General features: G+C 59.6%; 14 protein-coding genes and 1 pseudogene. 5 read left to right on the forward strand and 10 right to left on the reverse strand.

What is annotated here, in order from left to right; genetic code table 11:
• Positions 1-4: 4 nt before the first annotated feature.
• Both LOM8899_RS18480 and LOM8899_RS18485 read right to left on the reverse strand, forming a co-directional pair.
• A complete protein-coding gene (locus LOM8899_RS18480; protein ID WP_093993738.1) occupies positions 5-487 on the reverse strand; it encodes an SRPBCC domain-containing protein in 483 nt (160 codons plus the stop codon).
• A 4-nt stretch (positions 488-491) separates the two neighbouring features.
• Positions 492-827 carry an ArsR/SmtB family transcription factor gene (locus LOM8899_RS18485; RefSeq protein WP_093993739.1) on the reverse strand — a complete coding sequence of 112 codons (336 nt, stop codon included), beginning with the start codon at positions 825-827 and terminating at the stop codon, positions 492-494.
• A gap of 156 nt (positions 828-983) precedes the next feature.
• Here LOM8899_RS18485 and LOM8899_RS18490 point away from each other — a divergent pair, with 156 nt between their 5' ends.
• The 5 genes from LOM8899_RS18490 (at position 984) to LOM8899_RS18510 (ending at position 4,291) form a co-directional block, all read left to right on the forward strand.
• Positions 984-1,613, forward strand: a complete 630-nt coding sequence (locus tag LOM8899_RS18490; protein ID WP_093993740.1) for an ATP-dependent Clp protease proteolytic subunit — start codon at positions 984-986, stop codon at positions 1,611-1,613.
• 109 nt (positions 1,614-1,722) lie between these two features.
• Positions 1,723-2,994 (forward strand): ATP-dependent Clp protease ATP-binding subunit ClpX, encoded by a 1,272-nt coding sequence (gene clpX / locus LOM8899_RS18495; protein ID WP_093993741.1) that lies wholly within the window; start codon positions 1,723-1,725, stop codon positions 2,992-2,994.
• A gap of 103 nt (positions 2,995-3,097) precedes the next feature.
• Positions 3,098-3,481, forward strand: coding sequence for an NADH:ubiquinone oxidoreductase subunit NDUFA12 (locus LOM8899_RS18500; RefSeq protein WP_093993742.1), 384 nt, complete (start codon positions 3,098-3,100; stop codon positions 3,479-3,481).
• Between the two features lie 4 nt (positions 3,482-3,485).
• Complete coding sequence (gene mlaD, locus LOM8899_RS18505) at positions 3,486-3,938, forward strand: outer membrane lipid asymmetry maintenance protein MlaD (RefSeq protein WP_093993743.1); 453 nt, start codon at positions 3,486-3,488, stop codon at positions 3,936-3,938.
• Positions 3,935-4,291, forward strand: coding sequence for a DUF2155 domain-containing protein (locus tag LOM8899_RS18510; RefSeq protein ID WP_093993744.1), 357 nt, complete (start codon positions 3,935-3,937; stop codon positions 4,289-4,291). The genes mlaD and LOM8899_RS18510 overlap by 4 nt, the downstream gene beginning before the upstream one ends.
• Here the strand turns inward: LOM8899_RS18510 and aat are convergent.
• The 8 genes and pseudogenes from aat to LOM8899_RS18550 all read right to left on the reverse strand — a co-directional run bounded on the left by aat (position 4,255) and on the right by LOM8899_RS18550 (position 12,270).
• Positions 4,255-4,900, reverse strand: a pseudogene (aat, locus tag LOM8899_RS18515) (leucyl/phenylalanyl-tRNA--protein transferase). The gene LOM8899_RS18510 and the pseudogene aat sit on opposite strands and share 37 nt — an antisense overlap.
• Before the next feature lie 18 nt (positions 4,901-4,918).
• Positions 4,919-6,262 carry an acetyl-CoA carboxylase biotin carboxylase subunit gene (accC, locus tag LOM8899_RS18520; RefSeq protein ID WP_093993745.1) on the reverse strand — a complete coding sequence of 448 codons (1,344 nt, stop codon included), beginning with the start codon at positions 6,260-6,262 and terminating at the stop codon, positions 4,919-4,921.
• A 9-nt stretch (positions 6,263-6,271) separates the two neighbouring features.
• On the reverse strand, positions 6,272-6,766 hold the full coding sequence (gene accB / locus LOM8899_RS18525) for an acetyl-CoA carboxylase biotin carboxyl carrier protein (protein WP_093993746.1): 495 nt from the start codon (positions 6,764-6,766) through the stop codon (positions 6,272-6,274).
• 162 nt (positions 6,767-6,928) lie between these two features.
• Positions 6,929-7,285 (reverse strand): hypothetical protein, encoded by a 357-nt coding sequence (locus LOM8899_RS18530; RefSeq protein ID WP_093993747.1) that lies wholly within the window; start codon positions 7,283-7,285, stop codon positions 6,929-6,931.
• A gap of 144 nt (positions 7,286-7,429) precedes the next feature.
• A complete protein-coding gene (gene acs / locus LOM8899_RS18535; protein ID WP_093993769.1) occupies positions 7,430-9,379 on the reverse strand; it encodes an acetate--CoA ligase in 1,950 nt (649 codons plus the stop codon).
• Between the two features lie 155 nt (positions 9,380-9,534).
• Positions 9,535-10,287 carry an ABC transporter ATP-binding protein gene (locus tag LOM8899_RS18540; RefSeq protein ID WP_093993748.1) on the reverse strand — a complete coding sequence of 251 codons (753 nt, stop codon included), beginning with the start codon at positions 10,285-10,287 and terminating at the stop codon, positions 9,535-9,537.
• A gap of 23 nt (positions 10,288-10,310) precedes the next feature.
• Positions 10,311-11,069 (reverse strand): ABC transporter ATP-binding protein, encoded by a 759-nt coding sequence (locus LOM8899_RS18545; protein WP_093993749.1) that lies wholly within the window; start codon positions 11,067-11,069, stop codon positions 10,311-10,313.
• Positions 11,070-11,082: 13 nt separating this feature from the next.
• Positions 11,083-12,270 carry a branched-chain amino acid ABC transporter permease gene (locus LOM8899_RS18550; RefSeq protein ID WP_093993750.1) on the reverse strand — a complete coding sequence of 396 codons (1,188 nt, stop codon included), beginning with the start codon at positions 12,268-12,270 and terminating at the stop codon, positions 11,083-11,085.
• Between the last annotated feature and the right edge of the window lie 2 nt (positions 12,271-12,272).

Here is a 12,272-nt window from a genome sequence, read left to right on the forward strand (position 1 = left end):
CGGCTCAGGTCGTGATCTTGCCACGGACAAGCTGTCCGGCAGCGCGATAGTACTGGAGGACAAAGCCCCAACCATGGGTGTATTCGTCGGTCATGGCGACTGAGGCGTCAGCAAACCGGTCGAACCCACCATGCGTGAGGTCGATCCGGGTGCCACTCCCTTCCTCCTCAAAGACGACGCTGACCTGAGTCGCTTCTGAGGCGTCGCGTCCAACGTGCCAGTCTATGTCCAGACGCACTCCGGGCTCCCATTGCGAGATGCGCCCCCAGACCTCTTTGCGCCCTTGCGCGGTCGTCTCGACAATCCGGCCGCCCTTGCGGGGCTCCAGCGAGACATACTTGGGGAGATCCCCTTTTGCCGCTGAAACGGAATGGCTTGCGACGGGCCACCATGTGCCAAATCCCTCCGTGAATAGCTTGAAGGCGGCGGCCGGATCGAGGGGGACGACGATGGATTTGCAAATTGGGGCAAGCGTGTCCTTGGGCATCGGGCTATTCCTTTCGCGCGGCTTTGGCGGCTTGGGCATGAGCGGCGGCGGCGAAGCCGGCCAACGCATCGTCCCAGACCGTATCCAGATAGGTGCGGAGTGCGGCGATTCCATCGGGTGCGATGGAATAAAGACGCCGAGTTCCTTGCGGTGTCACGAGCAACAGGCCGGCCTCGGACAGCACTCGCAAATGCTGTGAAACCGCAGGTCGACTGATCGGCAGGTCGGCGGCGAGATCACAGACGGGGAGCGGACCGGTTCGCAACCGATCAAGCAACGCTCGACGCGTCGGATCGCCGAGCGCATGGAATGTCGCGTCTATTGCATCTCCGTAAGTCATGACTTACCGTAAGTGACGGCTTACGGTTTGGCAACTGTGAACTCTTGTGCTGCAAGAGTTGGCAAGTCGACCTTGAAGCCCCTTTGAGTGACCACTAAGACTCTCGAAGGTATTTCCGATTAGTGACGCAAGCGTCCACACAAGAGGCAACAGCAGATGCAAGACCCGATTGAGACCTACATGAACCTCGTCCCTATGGTGGTGGAACAGACCAGCCGTGGGGAGCGGGCCTATGACATCTTTTCGCGGCTGCTCAAGGAGCGGATCATTTTCCTGAATGGTCCAGTCCATGATGGGATGAGCCAACTGATCGTCGCGCAGCTTCTTCACCTCGAGGCGGAGAATCCGAAGAAAGAAATCTCGATGTATATCAACAGCCCGGGTGGCGTCGTCACCTCTGGCCTGTCGATCTATGACACCATGCAATACATCCGTCCCAAGGTCTCCACGCTGGTCATTGGCCAGGCTGCGTCCATGGGGTCGTTGCTCTTGACCGCAGGCGAAAAAGACATGCGTTTCTCTTTGCCCAACAGCCGTGTGATGGTGCACCAACCGTCCGGCGGCTATCAGGGTCAGGCGACCGACATCATGATTCACGCCGCTGAAACCCAGAAGTTGAAGACGCGTCTCAATGAAATTTACGTGAAGCACACTGGTCAGACTTTGAAAAAGGTCGAATCTGCTCTTGAGCGGGACAACTTCATGTCGCCGGAAGAGGCAAAGGAATGGGGCCTGATCGACGAAATCGTGGCAAGCCGCGACAAGGTCGATGCCGCCGAAAGCTGACGGCAAATTGCTGACTTTTTGGCGTTGTGGCCGCGAGCGGGCTGTCCTAGTGTTAGGCATGGGCGGCCCGAACTGACTGATCGATGGGCCAAAGCCCTGGAGGATTGATATGGCGAACGCATCCGGCAGCGATAGCAAGAACACTCTTTACTGCAGCTTCTGCGGAAAGAGTCAGCACGAAGTGCGCAAACTCATCGCCGGACCTACGGTATTCATCTGCGACGAATGCGTCGAATTGTGCATGGATATCATCCGCGAGGAGACCAAGACCGCAGGACTCAAGTCCTCGGACGGTGTTCCGACGCCGCGCGAAATTTGTGAAGTGTTGGACGATTACGTCATCGGGCAGTCACACGCCAAGCGTGTGCTCTCCGTGGCGGTTCACAACCACTACAAGCGGCTCAACCACTCTGCGAAGGCAAGCGATATTGAGTTGTCGAAATCCAATATCCTGCTGATCGGTCCGACCGGTTGCGGCAAGACGCTCTTGGCACAGACATTGGCGCGCATCCTCGATGTGCCCTTCACGATGGCGGACGCCACCACATTGACCGAAGCCGGCTATGTCGGGGAGGATGTGGAAAACATCATTCTCAAGCTGCTTCAGGCGTCTGAATACAACGTTGAGCGGGCGCAACGCGGCATCGTCTACATCGACGAGGTCGACAAGATCACGCGCAAGTCTGACAACCCGTCGATCACGCGCGACGTGTCTGGCGAAGGCGTACAGCAAGCGTTGCTCAAGATCATGGAAGGCACCGTTGCTTCGGTGCCGCCACAAGGCGGCCGCAAGCATCCCCAGCAAGAATTCCTGCAGGTGGATACGACGAACATCCTGTTCATCTGTGGTGGTGCTTTTGCGGGGCTCGAAAAGATCATTGCTCAGCGTGGCAAGGGCTCTGCCATCGGTTTCGGCGCCGACGTCAAGGAGAACGATACGCGTGGCGTGGGCGAGATGTTTGGTGAGCTTGAGCCGGAAGACCTGCTCAAGTTTGGACTCATCCCGGAATTCGTCGGTCGTCTGCCCGTTATCGCAACGCTGACCGATCTGGATGAGGACGCGCTCGTCACCATCTTGACCGGCCCCAAGAACGCGCTTGTGAAGCAGTATCAGCGGCTCTTCGAGATTGAAGAAACCAAGCTGACGTTTACCGAAGATGCGCTGACAGCGATCGCCAAGAGGGCAATCGAGCGCAAGACCGGTGCTCGTGGCCTTCGCTCGATCATGGAAGAAATCCTGCTGGAAACCATGTTCGAGCTGCCCAGCTTGGAAAGCGTAAACGAAGTGGTCGTGAATGAAGAGGCCGTTGGCCCCGATGCCAGCCCGCTGATGATCCACGCCGAAGCATCGAAGAAAAACACGACAGCCACAGCTGGCTGATCGGATTGGCCAAGGTCCGCCGTGCTCAACAGCACCGCTGGACCTTGGCGCTCGTTTGGGGCAAAAGACCGTTAATCCTAGACGATCCATTGGAGCACGCCGCATGGGCCTTCTGAAATCGATCAGCCGCATATTCACATGGTGGGATGGCCAGACGCTGGGCACCCAGCTTTGGACGTGGCGCAAAGGCACCAGAGTTGGCGAGGATGAACAGGGCAATGTGTTTTATCGCAATGCCGACGACAGCCGTCGCTGGGTCATCTTCAACGGTGACATGGAGGCCTCCCGGGTAAGCCCCGATTGGCACGGCTGGCTGCACAGAACCTTTGACGAGCCGCCGACGGATCGGCCCTTGGTTCACAAGTCTTGGGAAAAGGCGCACCTGCCGAACCTGACGGGAACGAGCATGGCGTATGCGCCGGCTGGATCTCTGCGGCGGAGCGAACCTGCCCCTCGGTCCGATTACGAGGCTTGGACGCCGGAATAGAAGAATGCGCGAGTCACTCACCGAAGTGATTGTCGGAGCAGCGGTCGTGGTCGCTGCGGCAGGCTTTCTCGGCTATACCGCACAAGCTACCGGTTATGTGCAGTCGTCTGGCGACATGGTGCTGACGGCGAGTTTCCGTTCGATCGAAGGTGTAAGCGTCGGCACCGACGTTCGATTGGCCGGTGTCAAGATCGGCTCTGTGACCGGAATGGATTTGAACCCCGAAACCTACCGTGCCGATACGGTTCTCACGCTGGTCAGCGACATTCCGATCCCTGACGATAGCAGCGCCGTAGTCGCATCCGAGGGCCTCTTGGGCGGAAATTACATCGAGCTTGTTCCCGGTGGGTCGTTCGACAATTTTGAGTCGGGTGCCGAAATCGTCGACACCCAAGGCGCTGTGAGCCTGCTTCAATTGTTGCTGACCTACGTCGGCGGCGGGACGTCGACCGAATGATGAGAGCTCTGGCCCTGGTTCTCTCGCTATGTGCGGGAACGGCCGTCGCGCAGGATGCGACCAGCGCACCGGCGGGAATCTTGCGCGTGCTGGACAAGATCACCGGCGTGGTGACGGATCTGGAATTTCGTGCGGGTGAAACGCGACAGCACGGCGGACTGACGATAACGATGTCAGACTGTAGATACCCGTCGGACAACCCGTCTGGCGATGCCTACGAGCTCTTGACGATCCTGTATCGTGGCGGTGTTACCCCGGTCTTTCGGGGGTGGATGATCGCGTCGGCTCCGGCGCTCAATGCAATGGATCATCCGCGCTATGATGTCTGGCCGCTCCGCTGTATCACTTCGTGAGGCGACGGAACCGTATTGGAGCGGTTGAAATCGGCTGAATGAGCAAGCGCTTCTGACAATAAATCTCGATATGCGGCGCGACTGACCTCGATCGCACCAAGACTCGCCAGATGGGGCGTCAGAAACTGAGTGTCGAAAAGCCGGAAACCGCCTTGGTGCACCCGATCGAGTAGATAGGCGAGCGCGATCTTCGAGGCATCGGTGACGTGCGAGAACATGCTCTCGCCAAAAAAAGGCCGCGCCCAAGACGACACCATAGACTCCGCCGACAAGTTTGCGGTCTTGCCAGACTTCGACCGAGTGAGCATGGCCCAGCCGAAACAATTGCCCGTAGAGATCGGCGATCATGTCGTTGATCCAGGTCTCGTCACGATCGGCACAACCGCAGACCACCGCATCAAAGGCGCGGTCGAACGTGATCTGCATGTCCTGTTTGCGCATTCTGCGGCCGAGGCTTCGGCTTATCCGATATCCGCCGATGGGGAAGATGCCGCGCTTTTGCGGGTCGACCCAGAAAATCTCCGGGTCGAACCTGCTTTCAGACATTGGAAATACGCCGGCCGCGTAGGCATTTAGCAGCAATACCGGGCTGAGTGGTGGTTCAGCCACAGCCAGATGAGACCAGGTTCAAAAGTGCGTTTCTAGCCATTTCTCGAGCCAGTGAATATTATAGTCGCCTGCCAGAACGTCAGGATCATTCAACAATTCATGGAACAATGGAATGGTGGTGTCGACGCCGTCAAGGATAAGCTCTCCCAAGGCGCGGGCCAAGCGGGCCAGAGCTTCAGGCCGGTCGCGCCCATGCACGATCAGTTTGGCGATCAAACTGTCGTAGTAAGGCGGAATTCGATAGCCATCGTAGAGTGCGCTGTCCATACGCACACCCAATCCGCCAGGTGCGTGGTATTGCGTGATCTTGCCGGGGCAGGGAGAGAAATTGGGAAGCTTTTCCGCATTGATGCGGACTTCGATTGCATGGCCGTTGATCTGAAGGTCGTCTTGCGTGAAGGACATCTCTTGTCCGGCCGCAACGCGAATTTGCTCCCTGACCAAATCCACACCAAAGATACCCTCGGTCACCGGATGTTCGACCTGAAGACGGGTATTCATCTCGATGAAATAGAACTCATCATTCTCAAAGAGGAACTCGATGGTGCCCGCGCCGATGTAGTTGATCTTGGCAACGGCATCGGCACAGACCTTGCCGATACGCTCGCGCAATTCCGGCGTGATGGCAGGGCCGGGTGCTTCTTCGAGGACTTTCTGATGCCTGCGCTGAAGGGAGCAGTCCCGCTCGCCCAAGTGAACGGCCTTTCCCTTGCCGTCACCAAAGACCTGGATCTCGATGTGCCGAGGCGTCGTCAGATACTTTTCGATGTAGACTTCGTCGTTGCCGAATGCGGCCTTCGCTTCGGAGCGAGCATTCTGGAAGGCGCTTTCAATGTCGTTCGCACTCTGTGCGACCTTCATACCGCGGCCGCCGCCGCCGGCAGTGGCCTTGATGATGACCGGATAGCCGATTTCCGCCGCCACGCGACGCGCTTCGGCGAGGGTGGGAACCCCTCCGTCCGAGCCCGGCACGCATGGCACGCCGAGCGCCTTCATCGTGTCCTTGGCCGTGATCTTGTCGCCCATGATGCGAATATGCTCAGCGGTCGGGCCGATGAAGGTCAGGTCGTGATCTTCGACTGCCTGCACGAACGCGGCGTTCTCGGACAAAAAACCGTAGCCAGGGTGGATCGCCTGAGCGCCCGTGATCTCGCAGGCCGAGATGATTGCGGGAAAGCTGAGGTAGCTTTGCGCCGAAGAGGGGGGGCCGATACAGATGGCCTCGTCCGCCATCCGAACATGCATGGCGTCGGCATCCGCGGTGGAATGCACTGCAACGGAGGCGATGCCCATTTCACGGCATGCGCGAACGACACGCAGGGCGATTTCGCCTCGGTTGGCGATCAATATCTTGTCGAACATCAGCCCGCCCTATTCGATTATCATCAAGGGGGCGCCGAACTCGACCGGTGCGCCATCCTCGACGAGGATGCGCTTTACCGTGCCGCTGCGAGGGGCGGGAATCTGGTTCATCGTTTTCATGGCTTCGATGATCAGCAGGGTCTCGCCTTCCTTGACCTGCTGGCCGACGGATGCAAAGGCAGGTGCGCCAGGCTCACCCTGAAGATAGACGGTTCCAACCATCGGGGAGGTCACTGCGCCCGGCAAACTGGCGGGGTCTGCACTAGGCGCTGCGGTCGCCGCTCCAGCGTCAGCAGCCGCTGCGACGGGGGCGGGGGCAGGAGCCGATTGTGGCACCGTCACCTGAGCCGCGACCTGAGTCTGACGGCTGACTCGCACATTCAGGCTGTCGTTTTCACCGTAGTCGCGCTTGACTTGTAGTTCTGTCAGGTCGTTTGCCCGCAACAGTTCTGCCAGCGCTCGGATGAAATCCACGTCGCCATCATGAGAGGTCTTGTCGGTCATATCTGTCCTCGGGGCCATGTTATGCAATTATGTCGGTCCATGACTCACCAGTTGCGGTTACGTCAAGTCCGGAGCTTCGTCCGAGGGTTATACGACATGCCAGCGCCGGGGGGAAGCGGCGCAGTTATGGCTATAAGGCCAGAATATCTGTCACTTTGCGGATCAGGCCTGCTCGTTCTCGATTGTGCCATCCGCGCCGCCGTCGCTATCAGCGGAGTCGGCGCCCTCTGAATGGGATCGATCGGGAAGCATCGGCGTCCCATATGGCTTCAGGGTCCGCTCGGCCTGCTCCATCGCGGCGACAGCGCGCACTTTGTCGGCCTCTTCCACGCCGGTTGCCAAGAGCATGCTGCGGCTGACCGAGGCGGCTTGGGACGTGTTCGGAGCCATTCCGGTGGCGGAAAATGCCAGTGCCGGCTCACGCACGTGCTTCGAGGCCGCGACGTCAGCCGAGGGGCGGGTATCCGAGACCGCGATAGGAGCAGTCTGAGCGGAAACAGAGGAATAACCAATGTCCATTGTCATCTCCTTGGGTTTGGTGCCGGGAAACCCAGCGACCTTGAGTGTTCCGGATCTGCCCTTAAAAATAAGTAAACGGTGCACGAAAACGTGCACCGTTGGTTAACGCGGCTGGGACTATTTGTCCCCGTGGTTTGCGAAGGGTTAGTCCCGATTCATTCGGTTCTCGATCAGATCATCGACCACGGCGGGATCGGCCAAAGTCGAGGTGTCTCCGAGGCTGCCGAAATCGTTCTCCGCAATCTTTCGAAGGATCCGCCGCATGATCTTGCCAGACCGCGTTTTTGGCAGACCCGGCGCCCATTGAATCAGGTCCGGCTTGGCGATGGGGCCGATCTCGGAGCGAACCCAGACTTCGAGCTCTTTGCGAAGCTCGTCCGAGGGTGTCTCTCCGTTCATGAGGGTGACATAGGCATAGATGCCCTGGCCCTTGACCTTGTGCGGATAGCCGACGACGGCGGCCTCGGCGACGGCGGCGTGGGCCACCAATGCGCTTTCGACCTCTGCCGTGCCCATTCGATGCCCGGAGACGTTGATCACGTCGTCCACCCGGCCTGTGATCCAATAGTAGCCATCTTCGTCGCGCCGACAGCCGTCACCGGAGAAGTAGTAGCCCTTGTAGTCGGAAAAGTAGGTCTTTTCGAACCGCTCGTGATCTCCCCAGACGGTACGCATCTGACCCGGCCAGCTGTCCTTGAGGCAGAGCACCCCCTCACACGCGGTTTCGTGGATTTCTTCGCCGGAGGTCGGCTCGAGAATGACCGGCTGAACCCCGAAGAAGGGCAGGGTGGCCGACCCAGGCTTGGTCGGGATCGCACCGGGGAGCGGAGTCAGCAGATGCCCGCCGGTCTCGGTTTGCCACCATGTATCGACGATCGGGCGGCTGCCTTTTCCGACGACATCGTTGTACCAGTTCCAGGCCTCGGGGTTGATCGGTTCACCAACTGTTCCAAGCAGCTTCAGCGATGAAAGATCATGCTTTTCAACGGGTTCGGAGCCATGCGCCATCAACGCGCGGATCGCTGTCGGGGCGGTGTAGAACTGGTTGACCTGATGCTTGGCGCATACTTCCCAGAACCGTCCGGCATCCGGCCAGGTGGGCACGCCTTCGAACATCACGGTCGTCGCGCCGTTCGCCAGTGGGCCATAGATGATGTAGCTGTGCCCCGTGACCCAGCCGACGTCGGCCGTACACCAGAACACGTCACCGTCATGATAATCGAACGTGTACTGATGGGTCATTGCGGCGTAGACCAGATAGCCGCCGGTCGTGTGCACGACGCCTTTCGGCATGCCGGTGGAGCCGGAGGTATAGAGAATAAAGAGGGGATCCTCGGCGCTCATCTCTTCGGCCGGGCAATCGGTAGAGGCGTTGGCGGCGGCCTCGTGGAGCCAGACATCGCCCTCCGGGCGCCAAGCGACTTGCTGCCCCGTGCGCTTTACACAGAGGCAGGTGACGTCATGCATCACATTGATAAGCGCCTGATTTACGTTGTCTTTCAGCTTGGTCACGCGGCCGCCGCGGGGGGCGCCGTCGCTGGTGATGACCACCTTTGCCTGACAGCCGGAAATCCGGGCGGCGAGGGCGTCGGCGGAGAAGCCGGCGAAGACGATGGAGTGGATCGCGCCGATTCGGGCGCAGGCGAGCATCGCGTAGGCGGCCTCGGGGATCATCGGCAGATAAATGACGACCCGGTCGCCCTTCTTCACGCCCAAGTCTTTGAGAACGTTGGCGAACTTGGACACTTCCTCATGCAGCTGCTTGTAGCTGATGTGCAGCGCCTCGTCCTTGGGATCATCCGGTTCCCAGATGATCGCGGTTTGGTCGCCGCGGGTCTCGAGATGACGGTCGACGCAGTTGGCGGCGACGTTCAGCGTGCCGTCCTCGAACCACTTGATCGAGACCTTTCCAGGGCTGAAATCGGTATTCTTTACAGTGCTGTAGGGCTTGATCCAATCGACCCTCCGGCCGTGCTCTGCCCAGAAGGACTCTGGGTCCGCGACCGACTTTTCATACATCGCGTCATAGGTGGCGCGGTCGGCGTGAGCCTTGGAGACGAAGGCGTCTGAGGGAGCGTAGGTCTTGGTCGTCATGACTTTTTCCTCGGGTCTTTTGAGTGCCGTCACGGCCCAAAATCGGCCCGAGAGGCTTTTGGATAATGCGTCGGTCTCACGTCGGTATGGCGTAGGTGTCGTCAAACCGACGTGTGCTCCGGCCGGCACGCTCTGCGCAACGGCCGATCGCTTTGTCAGATGGCAAGATATTGCGCGCGCAATTTCTCGTCTTCCAGCACTTCTTGTGCAAGCCCGTCATAAACCACGGACCCGGTATCGAGGATCACGGCGCGGTCGGCAAGCTTGAGAGCGGCGACGGCGTTCTGTTCCACGATGACCGTCGTGATGCCCTGATCGCGAATGATGTTCAGCGTCTTGGCGATTTCCTGCACGATCACCGGGGCGAGCCCTTCGTATGGTTCGTCGAGCAAGAGCACCTTGATGTCCCGGGCAAGGGCGCGTGCAATCGCCAGCATCTGCTGTTCCCCGCCGGAGAGCGTGACGCCCTCTTGCTTGCGCCGCTCGCCAAGTCGCGGGAACAGCTCGTAGATCCGATCGAGCGACCAGCCGATCGGAGGAGCGATCTGCGCCAGCTTGAGGTTTTCCTCGACCGTGAGGCCGGGGATGATCCGCCGGTCTTCGGGCACCAGCGCGATACCGGCAGCAGAGGCCTGATGCGACTTCATGGTGTGAAGCGGCTGGTGGTCGAGCCAGATCTCGCCCGATTTCAGGGCCGGATTGTCCAGCCGGGCAATGGTGCGCAGGGTCGAGGTCTTGCCCGCACCGTTCCGCCCGAGCAGGGCGAGGATCTCGCCTTCGTGGATGTTGAAGCTGACCCCTTGGACGATGTAGCTCTCGCCGTAGTAGGCCTCGATATTCCAGACCGACAGAAACGCGGGTGCGGTTGCTGCGTGGTTGGCATTGATGTTGACGGCTTGGTTCGTCATTGTGTTGTCCTCACTCAGGCGCGTCAGTGCGCGGCCTCGCCCAGATAGGCTTCCTTGACCTTCGGGTGGCCCTTGATTTTCTCGGGTGTGTCTTCGACCAGCGGCGTGCCTTGCGCCAACACCGTGATCCTGTCGGCAAGTGAAAACACCACGTGCATATCGTGTTCGATGATGGCCATCGTGATGTCGCGCTTTTCCTTGATCTCCTTGAGAAGATCGATGGTGTTGTTGGTGTCGGCCCGTGCCATGCCCGCCGTCGGTTCGTCGAGCAGAAGCAGCCGCGGTTCCTGCACGAGGCACATGGCCATTTCGAGCCGCCTCTTGTCACCGCGGGACATCACGCTGGCGATCATGTTGCGTTTGTCGAGCATGTTCACATCGTCGAGCATGGCTTCCGCCTGTTCGCGGATGTTCTTCTCGTTCCCGACGCTTTCGATCGCATGCATTCGGAACGCCCCGTCCCGCTTGGCAAAGCAGGGGATCATCACGTTCTCGATGACGCTGAGATCGGCGAAGATCTCCGGTGTCTGGAATACCCGGCTGATCCCCATCTGATTGATCTCGTAGGGTTGCCGTCCGAGGACGGAGTTCCCGTCGAACATGACCGACCCGGAGTCGGGGATCAGCTTGCCCACCAGCACGTTGAGCAGGGTGGACTTGCCGGCCCCGTTGGGCCCGATGATCGCGTGCACGGTGTTCTCGGCGACCGAGAGATTGACATCTCCCAGCGCCTGCAACCCGCCGAACCGCTTGTTCACACCTTTGACTTCTAGGATGCCCATGGCTCGTGTCTCCTTATTCGGCTGGTTTTGTGGTGGCGGAGGAGGCGTCGTCGGTCTTGCGCCGCTTGAACAGCCGCCCGATCCGCTGACCTCCTTCGACGAGTCCGCCGGGAAGGAAGATCACGATGGCCATGAAGATCAGACCCAGGGTCAGGTGCCAGCCTTTACCGATGAACGGGTGCAGGATGGTGACCATGAAATCTTCCAATCCGTCAGGCATGAATGCGAACCACTGGTGCAGGATGCCGTCGTTGATCTTGGAGAAGATGTTCTCGAGATACTTGATCAGTCCCGCCCCAAGCACCGGCCCGATGAGCGTGCCGGCCCCGCCGAGGATCGTCATCAGAACGACTTCTCCCGATGCGGTCCACTGCATCCGCTCGGCCCCGGTGAGCGGGTCCATCGCCGCCAGAAGCCCACCGGCCAGACCGGCATACATCCCGGAGATCACGAAGGCCGCCAGAGTGTAGGGCTTGGGCGAGACGCCGGTGAAGGTCAGCCGGTTCTGGTTGGATTTGACTGCCCGCAGCATCAGCCCGAACGGCGACCGGAAGATCCGCAGCGAGATGTAGAACGACAGCAGCATCATCAGCGCGGCGAGGTAGTATCCGTTGCCGAACGTGAAGGTCCATGCGCCGAGTTCAAGATCCGCCGTTCCCCGCATTTCGATCCCGAACAGGTGTGGCACGTTGGGGCTGTTCTCGCCCATCAGGATTTGCGGGTCGTTCGTATAGACCTGCAGTCCAGTTTCCCCGTTGGTGATCGGTGTGAGCACCGAGTAGGCCAGGGCATAGGACATCTGCGCGAAGGCCAGTGTCAGGATCGAGAAGTAGATCCCCGACCGCCGCAGCGAGATGTATCCGATGACCACCGAGAAGGCCGCCGCCACGATGACCGACAAGAGGATCGCCGGCACGACGTTGTAGCTGAGCAATTTGAACATCCAGACCGCGGCATAGGACCCCATCCCGAGGAACGCGGCGTGCCCGAACGAGAGGTAACCGGTCAGACCGAACAGGATGTTGAACCCGATGGCGAAAATTCCGAAGATGACGAACCGTTGCATCAGGTCGGGGTAGCCCGCGTTGAACTGCGCCATGGCGCTGTCTGCGGGGAAGGGGTTGAGCAGGATCGGTGCGGCCATGACCATGATGGCCACAATGATCAGGAGGCGGGTGTCTTTTGTATCAAGTCCAAGCATGG

It is taken from the genome of Flavimaricola marinus, from assembly GCF_900184895.1.
GTDB lineage: Bacteria > Pseudomonadota > Alphaproteobacteria > Rhodobacterales > Rhodobacteraceae > Flavimaricola > Flavimaricola marinus.